Raw genomic sequence first — 16531 nt, forward strand, 5'->3', positions numbered from 1 at the left:
TATTTCTAACCCAAACGGAAAATATTCATAGTTTTGTGCGCATGAGAAAACAGCTAATAGTCATCGTGTCAAACATCGTGTTGTTAGTTTGCATCCAACCCACGATCGGCCAGTCGCTATACCAACCCTATTCTCATGCCTTTTACCAAAAACTAAGTCCGGTTTTATACAGTCCCGATACACGTTTGCATACTGCATTCAAACCGATGATCATGGATTCGACACTAGCAACCGATTTCAACAACATCGTGAACCTCCACGGCGACCATCGAACCAGCTGGGGAGGACGCAAACTTTGGCAGGAACACCTCATTGAGCTGGATTATGGTAAAAACACATTTTACGCAGATCTATTGCCCGATTTCCAGATGGGTCGCTCCACACGAGAAGACAAATCCATCTGGATATTTTCAAAGGGTATTCAAATTGGTGGAAAAATTGGCGAAAAATGGGCCTTCCAAGCCAACTATTTCCACAATCAGGCTCAATTTGCGGATTATATAAACGATTACGTTGAGCAACACGGAGTTGTCCCCGGAGAAGCCGGCACCGTTCGTAACAACGGTTCCCAACGCCGCTGGTCAAATGCCACAGCCAACCTGTCATTTACTCCAATCCACTACCTCAACATTTCCCTGGCCTATGACAAAAACTTCATCGGAGATGGATACCGTTCTTTATTGCTTTCCGACGTTTCCGCCAATTATCTTTCACTTAAGTTGACAGGCACCCTAGGGAATGTTCAATATGTTAGCTTGTTGTCTTATATGCGCGACCCTTTTGCAACAACTTTTGAAAATACAGTTAGCCTAAGCGAAGTGCCCAACAATGGCACCGGGGCCAACCGATTCAAATGGGGCGCTTTTCAGTACCTGGATTGGAATATTACCAACCGCTTTTCAGCGGGCTTCTTTCAATCTGTGATTTGGGCTCCAAAAAATTCGGCTGGAAGACGTGGATTCGATTTTAACTATATCAGCCCTTTGATTTTTTTGCGGTCAGTCGAATTGACCAATACCTCGTCTCCCGATAAAATGCACCTTGGGATTAACACCAAGTATAAAATACTGGATAACATGGTGGTATACGGCCAGTTTTTATTGGGAGAACTTACCATCAGTCAGCTTTTCGCCGGGAACGGCTATCTCCACAACAAATTCGGCATTCAATTAGGCGCACGGGGCCACGATTTATTCGGCATCAAAAAACTCAATTACCTCGGTGAATTCAATACCGTGAGGCCCTATACTTACCAACATTTCACGCCCATCACTGCATACACCAATTACAGCCAACCGTTGGCTCATCCTTTGGGAGCCAATTTCAGAGAAGGGATAGCGCTCTTAAACTACAGCTTCCTGAGTTTCGATTTTCAGGCGCAGGGAGTTTGGGCTATGTATGGAGCAGATCCAGACGCAAATACAAATTACGGCGGTGATATTTTTAAATACTATACGCAATACCCGTCCGAATTCGGGAACACCATCGGACAGGGAGTAAATACGCATTTGGTATACCTTGGATTTAAGGCGGCATACCTCCTCAATCCCAAATACAATTTACGGATCGAACTTGCCGCAACCAACCGCCGGGCCTCGGACATCGGTTCTACCAACAACACGTCCCTGTTCAGTATCGGCTTACGGTCGTCATTCAGAAATCAATATCATGATTTTTAATTTTTCTTCCCTATTCCCAGCTTGGGTAGTACCAATTGTTTCAATTCGCTGACGAGCGGGTTTCTCCATATAAAATACTGGATAAAAAAATAACTGATTCCAGCTAACCCAAACATCACCGACGTTTCGACCCATATGGGCATCGCCATATGTTTCAGTAACAACTCCCAACCAAACATTGGCAAAGCAGCACCGACTGCCTGAAACATTCCCTTCCAATCCGGGCGGAATGGAAATCTCCGCAATGCGAAAAACGCCAGCAATAAACAAACCGAAACCTCGGCCAACAGATTTGCCACAGCCGCACCTGTGGCACGGAATAAAGGAATAAGCAGGAAATTGGCACTTAAACTGATGACCATGCCGACCAGCGCTGCCCGGAGAAACAATCTCTCATTGTTTGTCGTGTTTAAGACCTGCATCCCAAAGATGTTGTTCAATCCAATCAATAACAACGTCGGAGCCAAAAGCTGCAAGGCAGGTGCCGCAGGCCCATATTCACTACCCGCAAAAATAAAAATAACATTCGGTGCGATAATTCCCAAACCGATCGAAAGGGGCACACCCATAAACACCGTAAGAGCAAATGACTTACGCAGCAAGGAAAAAGCATCCTCCCGCTGCCCATTGTGAAAAGCGAAGGAAAGTGAAGCGACCATTACCGTGGAAATCGCAACGAGCAGCGTCGTTACCAACTTCACCACCCGCATGGCCGTACTGTAATAACCCACTTCGGCTTTGTCCGCAATGAATCCCAGGATGACCGTGTCCAACAAAGTATATACACTGGTAACAATGGCAAATGAAAATATATAAAACAACGGCTTAAAGTGTTTTCCAAAGTGCAATCCCTTACCTCTGAATCGAACGAATTTCCGGGCATACCAACCATTCAGGAGCACATTCATAAGCATTCCAAAAAATGTTAATGAATAATAGATTGTACTATCCTCCGGTCCGCGTACTGCTAAAAATATAGCTAATGTACTTAATATCCTTACAGCAACTGTACGTATCGTGATGTAAGAAAATGCCCCTAACCCTTGAAAAAGCCATTCCATCACCAACGATTGCAAAAACAGAATACCTGTGCCTATCCAAAAAAGATGACGGAACGGTGCCATGCTACTGACGGTGTTGAATGATAAAATAAAAAAAACAGATACCGATACGGTTGCAATCAGATGAAGTATCAGCAATTCGCTAAATACAACAGATCGCCTCTCGAAATCATTCTTAACTTTAGCGATTTCCCGCACTCCGTACACCGATATCCCCAAAGCCGCGACAAGTACGCACCACTGAGTGATACTGTCAACAAAAGCAATTTCGCCTATTTGTTCTGGCCCCAGCACCCGGGAGACGTAAGGAAAAACCAATAACGGAAACAACACCTGACTCAGTGACAAGGTTACGTTATATACAACATTTCGCTGGATGCTACCCATGCATTGAATTATTTGCTTCGACTGAGTCCTTTTATAATATCGTTGTAGGAACTGTGCCAAAAATACAATATTTGCAAAAATTGCGTTTATAATTATAGGTCATACAGATAAGTAATCCAAACTATTGCTTTTTCCCACTGTTTATATCATATGACAACAATCCCAATTCCCGCCCTCGCTTACGTTAACGGCAAATTTCTAAAAGGCCGGAAAACCTTTGACGTACTTAATCCCGCGACAGGCGAGGCCATCGCTTCCGCACCGGATTTCGGTGTATCGGATTGCCGGAAGGCCATTCAACACGCGTATACCGCGTGGCCAGCTTGGCGGGATACCCCCACTGCCGCTCGGAGTTATATTGTGCGGAAGTGGTACGACCTCATCATGGTACATAAACAGGAAATTGCACGTATCATGACCCAGGAGAGCGGAAAACCTTTGGCAGAAAGTCTCACCGAAGTGGATTATGGTGCCTCTTTCATAGAATGGTTTGCGGAGGAAGCTAAACGGGCATATGGTGAAACGATCCCGGCCCCAAAAAAAGGGCAACGGCTCGTCACCATCCGGCAACCCATCGGTGTGGTTGCCGCCATTACTCCCTGGAATTTCCCCCTTGCCATGATTACCCGTAAAGTAGCACCCGCGTTAGCCAGCGGCTGCACAGTGATCTTAAGGCCGGCCTCACAGACTCCCCTTACAGCGCTTGCTGTCGCAAAACTGGCCCATGAAGCCGGATTTCCCGCCGGTGTCTTTAACGTGATCACGGGAAAGGACAGTAAAGGCATGGGTGAGGAATTTGCCACGAATGAGTTGATACGTAAGATATCGTTTACCGGTTCCACGGAAGTAGGCCGATCACTTATGGCCCATGCGGCAGGCACCATCAAAAAAGTGTCACTCGAGCTGGGTGGGAACGCTCCATTTCTTGTATTCGATGATGCTGATTTGGATGCAGCCGTAAAAGGAGCCATCGCAGGTAAATTTCGCAACTCTGGACAAACATGCGTATCCATTAACCGGTTTTATGTACAGGATGCCGTATTTGATAGCTTTGCTGAGAAACTGACCGCAGCCGTAAAGAAACTCAAGGTGGGAAATGGCCTTGAAGAAGGAGTGGAGGTAGGTCCGATCATTAACAACGAGGGATTGGAAAAGGTAATGGCCCATGTAAAAGATGCGACTAATAAAGGAGCAACTCTACTCACCGGGGGTAAAATCAAAAAAGACCGCTTCTATCAGCCAACGGTTCTAACAGACGTCTCTCCTTCGGCGTTGATCGCCCAGGAAGAGACGTTCGGTCCTGTCTGCGCGTTGTTTCGGTTCAAAACCGAAGACGAAGGCATTGCAATGGCAAACGATACCGAATTTGGTTTGGCTGCCTATTTTTACAGCACCGATATCCATCGATGTTGGCGGGTTTCTGAACAATTGGAAGCAGGGATGGTCGGTATCAATACGGGTTTGCTATCCAATGCGGTAGCTCCGTTCGGAGGTATTAAACAATCCGGAATCGGGCGGGAAGGTTCCAAACACGGTCTTGATGAGTATATGGAATTAAAATACCTTTGTTTTGGTGATTAACGCTCTCTGATTTTCTTGTACCATCTAACCGCAAGCATCAACATAACGGATAGCAGCAACAACCCTAGTACGCCATATATCCAATTGATTGCACTCTTAAGCACGACCGCGAAAACAATTGCAAAAAGTAGGACCGTAGCCAATTCATTCCACAACCTAAGCCGAATGGAGGTCCAACGGCTCGTTTCGTCCCGAAGCCTAAGCATGATCCGTTGGCAGACAAAGTGATAGGTAACCAATCCAAGGACAAAAACGAGTTTCACATGCATCCATCCTGTTTCCAATAGACCCGGTACTATGTAAAGCAGGCTCAGGCCAGCCAACACGGCCAAGTACATAGAAGGCGTTGTGATAATCCACCACAATTTGCTTTCCATTATCACAAATTGTCGATGCAAAACAGCGTATTCTTCTTCCGGCTTTTGCTTGGCTTCAGTATGATAAATGAATAATCTCACCATATAAAATAAGCCGGCCATCCAAGTGATGACGAAAATGATATGAACAGCCTTGATGTAGAGGTACAACATCGGATTGAATACTGAGTATAGCATATCGAGTATTGCGTATTATGAATGGTGAGTGTCTCCTACGCAGTACACTATACGCAAATCTAATAACTAAACTCCCTTACTACTTCGATTGCATATTTCACGTTATCAAACGGAATATCAGGCATGATTCCATGTCCAAGGTTAAAGATAAAACCGTCCTGTCCGCGCATCCGTTCGAATAAATGTAGAATTTTCTCTTTGATCACTTTTTTGTCGGCATACAACACAAACGGATCCAGGTTACCTTGCACGGCTATCCCGCCCGGCAAGTTATCTTTTACCTGTCGTAGGTCCGCATTCCAGTCGACCGAAATCACGTCCGGGCCAGCGGTTGCCATAAGCGGTGCAAACACCGAGCTCCCCTTACAGAAAGAAATCACTGGCACACCATTACGTTGGAGCTTCGAAAAAATGTAGGCATTATAACGATGTGAAAAAATCTCATAGTCATCCCAGGAAAGAGCCAATGCCCAGCTGTCAAACAATTGCAAGGCATCTATTCCCGCCGCTATCTGCATATTCAAATAGTCAACCGTTACGTCCGCAATTTTCTGTAGAATTATGTGGGCCAGTTCCGGTTCATTATGAAGCAGTAGTTTCGTACGTTTGAAGTCTTTTGACGATCCACCTTCAACAAGATAGCTAAGAACCGTGAAGGGAGCTCCGGCAAAACCAATCAGCGGAATCATTCCCTGCAAACGTTGCTGGATAACCCTGATGGCATCTCCGACATACTGCAGCTTGTCTAAGACATTGGTCCGCAACGCTTCCGCATCGGCATAACTGCGGATAGGATTGGCAAACCGGGGCCCTACGCCTTGTTCAAAGCTCAGCTGCCCACCCATGGCCTCTCCTGTTACCAAAATATCAGAAAATAAGATGGCTGCATCCACACCTAGTAAATCAACAGGCAGCATCGTTACGTCTGCAGCGATTTCAGGGGTTTTACACATTTCCAAAAACGAATACCTGTTTTTTATATCCCAGTATTCTTTCATAAAGCGACCCGCCTGGCGCATCATCCATACGGGGGGGCGTTCGGTTGGCTGTGAGAAAGCCGCGCGGATCAGTAAATTGTTCTTTAAATTCTCAGTCACGATTGATTTTTAGGTATCTCGTTTTCAATTTTATCAATAATATGTGCCACCCTGGAAGTTACTTCTAGTTTGCGCGCGACATCTACATAGGCGCGTACCCGTTCGTAATCTTTTCGTCGGAGATTAATGTTGGCGAGGTTCACCAAGATGATCGCTTTGTCGTTGGGCCTCCTGAACGGTAAGCGGGAAGCAATTTGGAAATGCCGCTCCGCCTCTTCATAATCTTCCGCCTTAAGTGCTAGATTTCCCATCATAAACTCATAATAATTACGTCTCCCCTTCCGCAATGCCTCAGGCTTTTTGATATCAGCTAGCAAATATTTGGCTTTTTCGAAATCCTGCTTTTGGAAAGCCTGGGTGGCAATAAACACAGTGCCTTCCCGGTAATGGCTCCACGTAAGATACCCCATAAAACCCATCACCATGGCTGCCAGCTGATAGACGCGAGCGTATAGGGTCCATGCCAGGAAAAAGAACGATATCACCAACACCAACGCACGCACCCTGGAGGTCATCATCAGCTCTGCGGATTGTCGGTAAATTTATAGCCCACGCCGCGAATGGAATGGAAATAGACCGGATGCTTCTGATCCGGCTCAAAATATTTCCTGAACGTGAGGATAAAATTATCAATGGTGCGGGTAGACGGATATACATCGTAATTCCAGACCGTTTCCAATATCTGTTCACGGGAAACCGCCTCGTTGCGCCGCTCAATCAATAACTTCAATAGCATGGTCTCCTTTTTAGTCAGGGAGGTCACCGATCCGTCGACATGATGCAGTTCAAACGAATTAAAATAGATAGTTTTGTCACCAATGGTGTACGAATTTAACTCTTTTAGCTCCTCCCCCTTCATCCCTCGGCGCACCAGAATTCCTACTCGAAGAATCAACTCCTCCAAGTTAAACGGCTTTACCAAGTAATCATCCGCTCCTTTCCGAAGTCCCGTGATGCGATCTTCGCTGCTATTTTTAGCCGTCAGGAACATGATAGGCACCTCCGTATTTTGCAGGCGTATCGTCTCGGCTACCTGGAACCCATCAATTTCGGGAATCATAACATCCAGAATAATCAGGTTAAACCGTTCTTCCTTAAATATCTTCAACGCTTTTTTACCGTCTGTGGCGGTGGAGACCCGGTAACCTTCCAACTCCAAATTGAGCTTGATGGCATCCAACAAATGTTCCTCATCCTCTACTAGTAAAATCCGGTGCTTAGTTTGTTGCATAATGGCTATTAAATATTACTTCAAAAATGCTTCCAGAGGGAACGTTGTCCTTGATACTAATCTGCGCACGGTGCCTCTCCAACACAGTTTTTACAATGTATAAACCCAAACCGGTACCTTTGGTTTTACGGGTGTCTTCGTTTCCCACTCGATAAAACTTATTAAAGATAAGTTTCTTCTCGTGGTCGGCAATACCGATACCGTGGTCGGCAACGCTGAAAAGCACATTGCCATTTTCGGCCGCAAGTTTCACCACCACATGCGCACAAGGTGGCGAATATTTCACAGCGTTCTCAATTAAATTGGTTACTACATTGGTGATAGCAAACCGATCACCTTCAATCTGGATATCAGATTGAAGCTCGGTTTTGATCACCTGCGAGGTACATGAGTGTATTTGCAACCTGCCTGCCACGTTTTTTACCAGCTCCGTAAGATCGATCTGCTCTTTGGGAAAATTATAACGTAAATTTTCGAGTTTGGTAGCAATCAGCACATTACCCACCAAATCATCCAGGCGTTCAATATCTTTTAACGAGTTGGACAGAAACTGATCACGTTGTTCTTTGCTGAGATCCCGTTTCAGGATAGTTTGAATGGCCAATTTAATAGAGGCAAGCGGAGATTTCAGTTCATGCGTAACTGCCAGCAGGAAGTTTTGCTGCTGTTGCTGGATTTTATGCTCGCGCACAAACGCCCTTTTCAATTTAAGTGCACCCACCATAAATATGAGCATAAAAAAAATTCCTTCGCCGATAATCATAGCCTTCCGGTCGGGCTGACTTTCAATAAGCAATACCCCCCACCATACTAATTGCGCGGTAGCGTAAAAAACTAAAAAATAAAATAGCACCAATGGCTTTCTCATACCAAAATACCTGAAACGCAACCACAAAAATATCGATTTACATCCATTAAAAACAAATGTAGGGACAGATTATGACGCGACCTCAACAAACGTTCTGAAAACCGTATCTTTGCAGCATGCAACATGCAACGAAAAAGGATATTTTCTTCGATCTGGATCATACTATCTGGGATTTTGAAAAAAATGCAGAAGAGGCGCTGATGGAGTTGTTTGACATTCACAATTTCGTTGCGCTGGGTATTGCATCGGCGATTTCATTTATTGAAACCTACAACCGCAATAATCACCGGCTATGGGCGCTCTACCATCACGGTAAAATCACCAAAGCCGAACTTCGTCAAGCACGTTTTGCCGATACATTTCGCGAGCTCAATATCGATCCGCGTTTATTTCCCCAAACGTTTGAAGAAGACTACCTTAAACTATGCCCCCAAAAAACCTACCTATTTCCCCATGCTCACGAAACCCTCGGTTACCTTTGTGAAAGATATACCCTTCACCTTATTTCGAATGGCTTTGGAGATGCAGCGGAAATCAAAATTACCAAATGTGATCTTAAAAAATATTTTTCGACGATTGTGATTTCAGAAACGATCGGCGTTCACAAACCCGACCCCCGAATTTTCCATTATGCAGTAGGAAATGCAAAAACAACAATCCACGATAGCGTAATGGTTGGCGATAGCGTCGATGCGGACATACGCGGTGCCCAGAATGTAGGCATGGACGCCATTTACTTTAATCCAAAAAAAGAAGCTGTTCCTCAGGATGTCAGGCGTAGCATTACCGCCCTCAGTGAGCTTACCGGCATCTTTTAACCGCTATATTAGTACGATCATTGTTTAAAACTGCTGTTCACCGCCACCATCAAAATCCTCAGCACCATTTCGTTTCCGTTCTTCTCGCTTTAGCGTCTGATTACCGAAACGGTAACTAAATGAAAGCATAAATGTCCGGCGCATCCACCGATACTCAAAATAGCGGTAAACACCGTTGCTTTGGGTATATCCACCGAAGCGTCGCTGATTCAGCAAGTCCCGAGCGTTGAACATGATACTTCCTTTACGGTTAAGCACGTCCAGCTTAAGCCCGGCATCGATCACATAGTTATCAATGCCTTTTCCTTGTGCCATAATCCGGGGTGCCTCGTATTCAAAACGAGCCTGAAGGGAAAACAACGGGGTAAAACGATAATTCGTGGTTGCATTGGCGTTCCAACTGAATCCTTTGGAAGGTTCCACATTAAACTCCTCGCTGCCCTTGAATCGCGTATGGAACGCATTGACATTGGCCATGACATCCCATTTCTTAGAAATATCCAATCGAGATATCAATTCGAGTCCGGTCGATTCATTGCGGCTTATATTCTGCCACTGCATCAATGTGACACCCGTATTTTCATCCACTTCCTGAATAATCGGCTGGGTTACGTCATTGACAATGCGATGGTATACAGAAGAGGTTACCAACAGTGATTCCCAAGTTTTCGTATATCCCAATTCAAATGAGTGGATATCTTCAGGTAGTAAATTGGGATTGCCTTGACGATGATTCAAATTATCGGATACATCTACAAACGGATTCACTTGCCAACCCCTCGGCCGACTTACCCGCCGTGTATAACTTAACTGAAGTTGGTTTTTGTCGCCAAATTCCTGGGTAAGAAACAAACTGGGATACACACGGAAATAATCCAGTTGTCCGGTAATTGTCCGTTCATCCGTCGGTAAACCGGGTGTAAGCAGACCCAGTTCAGTATCAAGATAAGCTTGCTCGGCGCGGAGACCTACTTGATAGCCTAATTTATCTGTCAATTTATTTTGATAATTGGCATACAATGCGTGCACACTGCTTGTCATATCAAAATCGTTACTAACTCGATAATCGGGCAATAATCCCTGAGTCGAGTCAACCTGAGAGTATTGGTAATCCATGCTTCGGCGGATCATGGTGCGATATCCGGCTTCCAGTTTATGGTTTTCACCAAATGGCCTTACGTAATCCAGTTGAACGTTAACATTGCGTCCATCTTCCTTCGTATCGTTGATCCTTGCCAGCTCATACATTCCCGACGGGGGAGCCGAATAATCCTGATTAAACGCATTTACGCCTTCCTCTCCATCATATCCAAACGTAAAATTGGCCAATAGCTCCTCGCCTTCATGCGCGAAATCCCGTCTTACGTCCAGTGCGATCTCATATCCGAAGTCATCTTCATCCTGACGGGAGAAACGACTGCTGCTACCCGATAGTTGCGGATGATTCAAATAGTTGTAAAATAGGTCCTCATTACGGTCATTGCCCCGGATACTCAGGTTGCCGGCCACCCCGATGAACGTTTTTTCTCCAAGGTAATAATCTAAACCGAGTTGTACATTGTGATTAAGACCCAAACGCGAATTTTCACTAACGTTATTGGTTAAGCTATTGTTAGCCAGCAGTTCGGTGTTATTCACTCCACCACCAACCATGTTGCGTCGGTTGAACGTATAGCCACCATAATAGTTGAAGTTCTTATTCCGGAAATTTAAGTTGGCACCAGCCAGGTAATTGTTATAAGACCCTCCAGAAAAATTAGCGGATCCATTGAATCCGAGGTACGTATTTTTCTTCAAGATAATATTAATGATACCCGATTGCCCTTCAGCATCATATTTAGAGGAGGGGTTGGTGACTACCTCAATCCGCTCTACGGAATTGGCCGGTAAGGATTGAAGAAACTGAGCGACATCACTTCCGGCCAACGCTGATTCACGTCCGTTGATCAAAATGCGAACACTACTCGATCCCCGTAAACTCACTGTGCCATCCATATCCACCTGCAACGAAGGGACATTCGCCAATAAATCGGTAGCAGTTCCGCCCACACTGAGCGTACTTTCTGCCACATTGAATATCTTTCGGTCTATTCCCAATTCCATCGCCGGAGGAGTTCCCTGTACCACAACCTCTTCCAACAGCTCCCCCACCGGCCTTAGCAAAATTTTACCCAAATTAACACTCTTCCCTGCCTCCACCACCACATTTTCGGTTACATGATCCTTATATCCTACATAGGTAATCCGTACCGCATAGCTACCGGGTGCAATATCCGTAAATACGACCTTACCATCATCGATCGTTTGCATACCCTTTATATACACATTAGACCCCTGCACCAACAACGCTGCGCTGGCAAACCCAACCGGATCACCAGATGTTTCATCGACAACCACGGCCGATATAGAAGCCTTTCCTGCTTGCGCGCTGACATCCAGCGATAACACAAAAATGCTGAGTAAAATTAGGTAACCGATCCTTATCCCGCTTGCAAAACGCATGTGTTTGTATTGAAAAATTAGCATCTGAATTATCTGCCGCAAAGATTGTGCTTTTATTGCAATCAAGTATGGATGGTAACCGCAATATTACAGCCTTGACCGACGTTCGCTTAGATTGTTACTTTTTATCTTCCCTACCTATTCCACGCTCACCGTCAACCCTTCAGATTTAAGAATTTTACGGTAAATTTCCACTTCCGTATAGCTTCCTTCCAATACAGCACATTTTCCTTCGGTGTGTACTTTCCATGCGATATCCTCGGCCTGTGCCGCGGTGTATTGCAGGTGTTTAACAAGGCAACTAATCACATGTTCGAAGGTATTGGTCTCGTCGTTCCATAGTATTAGCCGGTGGTTAGGCGTCACTGCAGCCAATACTTCCTCAAGTGTAAAGGTCTCTTCCTGTGTTTCGACAGTCATTTCACAAAGTTACGCCTTTTTAAAAAATTTCCGTAACATTGTGGTAATAATCCTTTTTTAATCGCACAGGGCATGTATCAATCAAAAATAGCTGGAATGGGCTACTATGTACCCAAAAATATATATTCGAACGACGATTTAACCCGTTTTATGGATACGAGCGACGAATGGATACAGGAGCGTACAGGAATAAAGGAACGCCGTTTTGCGGACCGCACGGAGGAAACCACAACGACAATGGCCATTGAAGCCGCCGAGATAGCTATAAGCCGTGCGGGTGTTACGGCACAGGATATCGATTTCATAGTGTTCGCCACGTTAAGCCCCGATTACTATTTTCCCGGCTGCGGTGTGCTGCTTCAACGAGAGATGGGCATGCGCGAAATAGGCGCCTTGGACGTACGAAACCAGTGTTCAGGATTTATATACGCGCTGTCCGTTGCCGATCAGTTTATAAAAACCGGCACCTATAAAAACATTTTGGTCGTCGGTAGCGAGAAGCATTCCTTTGCTATGGATTTTCAGACACGGAGCCGCAATGTATCGGTAATTTTTGGTGATGGTGCGGGAGCCGTTGTACTCCAACCTACCCAAGATAACCATAGCGGCATATTAAGCACCCATCTTCACAGCGACGGAGCAGATGCTGAAATATTAGCGATGTACTATCCGGGGGCCCATGCCAACAAGTGGTTGAAAAACAAACCTTCGTTTCCCGATCAGGAACTGGGTGGCTTGTTCCTTACCAGTGAGCAGTTGGAAAGCGGTGCGGCACTCCCTTACATGGACGGCCCTGCTGTATTTAAAAAAGCCATCGTCAAGTTTCCAGAAGTCATCAGGGAGGCATTGGCTTCCAATAACCTGTCAGAAAAGGATATTGATTTGCTCATCCCCCATCAAGCTAACCTCCGCATCAGTCAATATGTTCAAAAGCTGTTAGGTCTCCGTGACGATCAGGTTTTCAACAACATACAAAAGTACGGCAATACGACAGCAGCGTCTGTACCTATTGCATTATGTGAAGCCTGGGAGTCGGGAAAAATTCACACGGGTGATCTTGTCTGCTTAGCAGCTTTTGGTTCTGGATTCACTTGGGCAAGCGCATTGATTAGATGGTAATTTTGAGAGCTTTCAGCTTTTGGCCTTCAGCTGTCAGCCGACCTCCGAAAGCCGATAGCTGACTTTTGGATAGCTCATAGCCGTTTACCCTACCGAATCAAGGGCCTCGAAAGGCGAATTCTTGCTGACAAATTCAGGTACAATTTCTTTCATTTTCCGAACCACTCCGCTGTTGTTCTTGCGTTCATTTACCGCAATCAACTCATAAACAAGGCGCTTGGCATGTTCATGATCCAATGGATTGACCCGTGCGATATGTATTTTGGCATGATGGGTGGGAAGCACCTTCTCACCGTCACTTAACAGCTCTTCGTATAACTTTTCCCCACTGCGCAATCCCGTATATACAATCTCGATATCTTTTTCGGGCTTAAGGCCTGCCAACTGTACCATCTTTCTCGCTAGATCGACGATTTTAACCGGCTTACCCATATCAAACACATAAATTTCGCCACCATTACCCATTGTGCCCGCTTCCAAAACCAATTGTACAGCTTCCGGTATGGTCATGAAATACCTTGTGATCTCGGGATGAGTCACCGTCAATGGACCGCCTTTTTCGATCTGTGCGGTAAATCGTGGTATTACAGAACCATTGGAACCCAACACGTTGCCAAATCGCGTTGTAATAAAACGGGTTCCCTTTACCACTGTGGTGACTCCGGCAGACGTGTTGTCTACCAAGTGAACAGACTGTTGAGCATCAAGGCTTTGTGTATAAATTTCAGCAATACGCTTAGATGCTCCCATAACATTCGTGGGATTTACAGCCTTGTCTGTTGATATCATCACGAACTTCTTAGCACCAAAAAGCACGGATAAGTCGGCAACATTTTTTGTTCCTCCCACATTGGTACTCACCGCCTCTCCGGGGTTCCTTTCCATCATGGGGACATGTTTATAAGCTGCAGCATGATACACCAGTTCCGGCCGATAGTCATTGAATATCTGATGCATGCGTTCCAGGTTACGAATATCGGCGATTGCGACAACGACATTACTAGAAGGGAAAGTCTCTTCAATCTCCAACTGAACTTCGTGCATCGGAGATTCCGCCTGGTCACAGAGAATAAGCATTTGTGGCTCATAACGCAACACTTGGCGAACAATCTCCGAACCGATCGATCCGGCAGCACCGGTGATTAATATCCTTTTGCCACAAAGATCATCGCAGATTTTATCATTGTTGATTTTAATCGGTGTACGCTGCAGCAGGTCCTCAATTCGCAGATTCTTGATCTGCTGCAACCGCAACCTACCCGATATCCATTCCGATGCAGGCGGCACTGTCAGTACTTTAATTCCTAGTCGCAAACAACGTTCTACGATCACTTTCTTATCTCTCCCGCCCAAATGATCTTTTACAAAAATCATTTGGTCGATGGCATATTTGTCTTTAAGGGCTGCGAGATCTTTCACATGGTAAACGCGCTTCCGCTCTATATAACTATTCAGCTTACTTCTATTGGTATCGATAAAACCTACGATGATAAATTTGGATTCCGTGCTATTTTCCAGTGCCTGTTTGGCCATGATCGCATTCTGATCGGCACCGTAAATCAGTACTCGAACCGTATCCACATCACGCACCCTCCTCATCAGCATAAAATAAATACTCTTTACCGCAATCCGGAGCATAACGAGAAAAGACGTAGCAATGAAAAAATTAATAAGCATGACCATGCCTAAGTGTCCGTCTCTGATATTTAATAAGGGGGCAAGAACCAAATACGCCACAGTGATGTAGATCGCAGAATTAATCAGCATTGCAGAAAAAATCTTTAGCATATCCCGTGTATCGGAATACCGGATTAATCCCGTATGAATGCGCATCAAAAAAAACACCGGCAGCGCTATACTGCTGTAAATAGCGGTGTAGACAAAAAAATGCCCACGGATAATATCGTGAAAATTAAACTGTTTGGCAATAAAATATGACAGCGTGAAAGACCATGTCAATATCAGCAAATCCAAAAGCAATATTGCCCAACGAGGTACGGTTTTGAAGCGAAGTATACGTTCTTTCATGTAAGCTTTATCAATGTAGCTGCTCACCCCTCACTCGGACCTAACGAGTATAATCTCCTTTTTGCTACAATACTTGTACAAGAATTGACGATATTGAACAATAAATGTCTATTATCTGATCATCTACATTGCTCAATAACCTTGCCAAAAGGGATAGCACCTTATAGCAGAATAACAACGCAAAACTAAGCGAATTGTTCATGGAAACCTATACCTAACAATGAGTATTTTTTTTAGGCACGATACTAACGTGAAAAAGGGCTCGGATGAGCCCTTTTTCACGTTTTCCTGGCATAAAAATTAACCGTTAGACAGCGCGGCCGCACCACTCACAATTTCGGTAAGCTCCGTAGTAATTGCTGCTTGCCTTGCCTGGTTATAAGATAATTTGAGCGATTTTAATAATTCCCCAGCATTATCTGTTGCTTTATCCATCGCGGTCATTCGCGCACCATGTTCGGAAGCATATGAATCCAACACTGCTTTGTAAAGTTGTACCTTAATGGCCTTTGGGATCAATTCTTTGATGATCTTCTCCTTCGATGGCTCAACGATATAATCTACATCGTTCTTAGGGCGATTCGCTTTAACAGCAGCGGGCAACAAAGGCAATAACTGCTCGGTGGTCAATATTTGCACGGCAGCATTACGGAATCGATTATAAACTAGTTCCACTCGATCATAGTCGCCATCTGAGAAACCCTTCATGATCGCTTCAGTAATCTTTGAGGTATTCTCGAAATTAAGCGCCGAAAATAATTCATTATTATCGCCGATCACCTGATACCTACGTCTTACGTAATAATCCTGGGCACGTTTACCAATGGCAATGATCGTTACATTCCCTGCCTCCATTTGCTCATTGTATTTACTGGCTATCAATTGATTGGCTGTCTTTATCGCGTTGGCATTGAATGCCCCAGCCAATCCTCTGTTAGAAGCAATGACAACCACCAATACCTTATTGGGCTTGCGGTCGGCCGTATAGATTGAAGTGCCGTCTTCCACACTTGCAGACACGTTCGCCAATATTTCTCTCAGCTTTTCCGCATAAGGCCGCAACTGGACAATTGCATTCGTTGCCCGCTTAAGTTTGGCAGCAGAAACCATCTTCATGGCCTTCGTAATCTGCTGCGTAGAAGTAACCGATGCAATACGGTTCCGTACTTCTTTTAAATTTGCCATT

Annotated in this window: 14 protein-coding genes; 4 read left to right on the forward strand and 10 right to left on the reverse strand. The window is 45.0% G+C overall.

Annotated elements, in window-relative coordinates; genetic code table 11:
• Positions 1 to 41: 41 nt before the first annotated feature.
• Positions 42 to 1679, forward strand: a complete 1638-nt coding sequence (locus BMZ56_RS14770) for a gliding motility protein RemB (RefSeq protein WP_090628030.1) — start codon at positions 42 to 44, stop codon at positions 1677 to 1679.
• On the opposite strand, the gene BMZ56_RS14775 is transcribed toward BMZ56_RS14770, so the two are convergent.
• Entirely contained in the window at positions 1676 to 3127 is a 1452-nt protein-coding gene (locus tag BMZ56_RS14775) for a flippase (RefSeq protein WP_090628031.1), read from the reverse strand. The genes BMZ56_RS14770 and BMZ56_RS14775 overlap by 4 nt on opposite strands.
• A gap of 150 nt (positions 3128 to 3277) precedes the next feature.
• On the opposite strand from BMZ56_RS14775, the gene BMZ56_RS14780 reads away from it, so the two are divergent.
• Entirely contained in the window at positions 3278 to 4708 is a 1431-nt protein-coding gene (locus BMZ56_RS14780) for an NAD-dependent succinate-semialdehyde dehydrogenase (RefSeq protein ID WP_090628033.1), read from the forward strand.
• On the opposite strand, the gene BMZ56_RS14785 is transcribed toward BMZ56_RS14780, so the two are convergent.
• The 5 genes from BMZ56_RS14785 to BMZ56_RS14805 all read right to left on the reverse strand — a co-directional run bounded on the left by BMZ56_RS14785 (position 4705) and on the right by BMZ56_RS14805 (position 8458).
• Complete coding sequence (locus BMZ56_RS14785; protein WP_090628435.1) at positions 4705 to 5238, reverse strand: CopD family protein; 534 nt, start codon at positions 5236 to 5238, stop codon at positions 4705 to 4707. The two genes, BMZ56_RS14780 and BMZ56_RS14785, sit on opposite strands and share 4 nt — an antisense overlap.
• Positions 5239 to 5321: 83 nt before the next feature.
• Complete coding sequence (gene hemE, locus BMZ56_RS14790; RefSeq protein WP_090628034.1) at positions 5322 to 6359, reverse strand: uroporphyrinogen decarboxylase; 1038 nt, start codon at positions 6357 to 6359, stop codon at positions 5322 to 5324.
• Positions 6356 to 6877 carry a tetratricopeptide repeat protein gene (locus tag BMZ56_RS14795; RefSeq protein ID WP_245893247.1) on the reverse strand — a complete coding sequence of 174 codons (522 nt, stop codon included), beginning with the start codon at positions 6875 to 6877 and terminating at the stop codon, positions 6356 to 6358. Before BMZ56_RS14795 ends, hemE begins: the two co-directional genes overlap by 4 nt.
• Entirely contained in the window at positions 6877 to 7590 is a 714-nt protein-coding gene (locus tag BMZ56_RS14800; protein WP_090628037.1) for a response regulator transcription factor, read from the reverse strand. The genes BMZ56_RS14795 and BMZ56_RS14800 overlap by 1 nt, the downstream gene beginning before the upstream one ends.
• Positions 7577 to 8458, reverse strand: a complete 882-nt coding sequence (locus BMZ56_RS14805) for a sensor histidine kinase (RefSeq protein ID WP_090628038.1) — start codon at positions 8456 to 8458, stop codon at positions 7577 to 7579. The genes BMZ56_RS14800 and BMZ56_RS14805 overlap by 14 nt, the downstream gene beginning before the upstream one ends.
• A gap of 116 nt (positions 8459 to 8574) precedes the next feature.
• Between BMZ56_RS14805 and BMZ56_RS14810 the strand changes: the two genes are divergently transcribed.
• Entirely contained in the window at positions 8575 to 9276 is a 702-nt protein-coding gene (locus BMZ56_RS14810) for a YjjG family noncanonical pyrimidine nucleotidase (protein ID WP_090628040.1), read from the forward strand.
• Positions 9277 to 9300: 24 nt separating this feature from the next.
• Here BMZ56_RS14810 and BMZ56_RS14815 read toward each other — a convergent pair whose 3' ends face one another.
• Positions 9301 to 11778, reverse strand: a complete 2478-nt coding sequence (locus tag BMZ56_RS14815; RefSeq protein WP_177195161.1) for a TonB-dependent receptor — start codon at positions 11776 to 11778, stop codon at positions 9301 to 9303.
• A 138-nt stretch (positions 11779 to 11916) separates the two neighbouring features.
• Complete coding sequence (locus BMZ56_RS14820) at positions 11917 to 12198, reverse strand: ATP-dependent Clp protease adaptor ClpS (protein WP_090628043.1); 282 nt, start codon at positions 12196 to 12198, stop codon at positions 11917 to 11919.
• 72 nt (positions 12199 to 12270) lie between these two features.
• On the opposite strand from BMZ56_RS14820, the gene BMZ56_RS14825 reads away from it, so the two are divergent.
• Entirely contained in the window at positions 12271 to 13317 is a 1047-nt protein-coding gene (locus BMZ56_RS14825) for a 3-oxoacyl-ACP synthase III family protein (RefSeq protein WP_090628044.1), read from the forward strand.
• A gap of 84 nt (positions 13318 to 13401) precedes the next feature.
• Here the strand turns inward: BMZ56_RS14825 and BMZ56_RS14830 are convergent, their stop codons facing one another.
• Positions 13402 to 15345, reverse strand: a complete 1944-nt coding sequence (locus tag BMZ56_RS14830) for a polysaccharide biosynthesis protein (protein ID WP_090628046.1) — start codon at positions 15343 to 15345, stop codon at positions 13402 to 13404.
• A gap of 300 nt (positions 15346 to 15645) precedes the next feature.
• The gene (gene atpG, locus BMZ56_RS14835; RefSeq protein WP_090628048.1) at positions 15646 to 16530 is read right to left on the reverse strand and encodes an ATP synthase F1 subunit gamma; all 885 of its coding nucleotides are present in this window, start codon (positions 16528 to 16530) and stop codon (positions 15646 to 15648) included.
• Between the last annotated feature and the right edge of the window lies 1 nt (position 16531).

It is taken from the genome of Parapedobacter indicus (genome assembly GCF_900113765.1).
Lineage (GTDB): Bacteria > Bacteroidota > Bacteroidia > Sphingobacteriales > Sphingobacteriaceae > Parapedobacter > Parapedobacter indicus.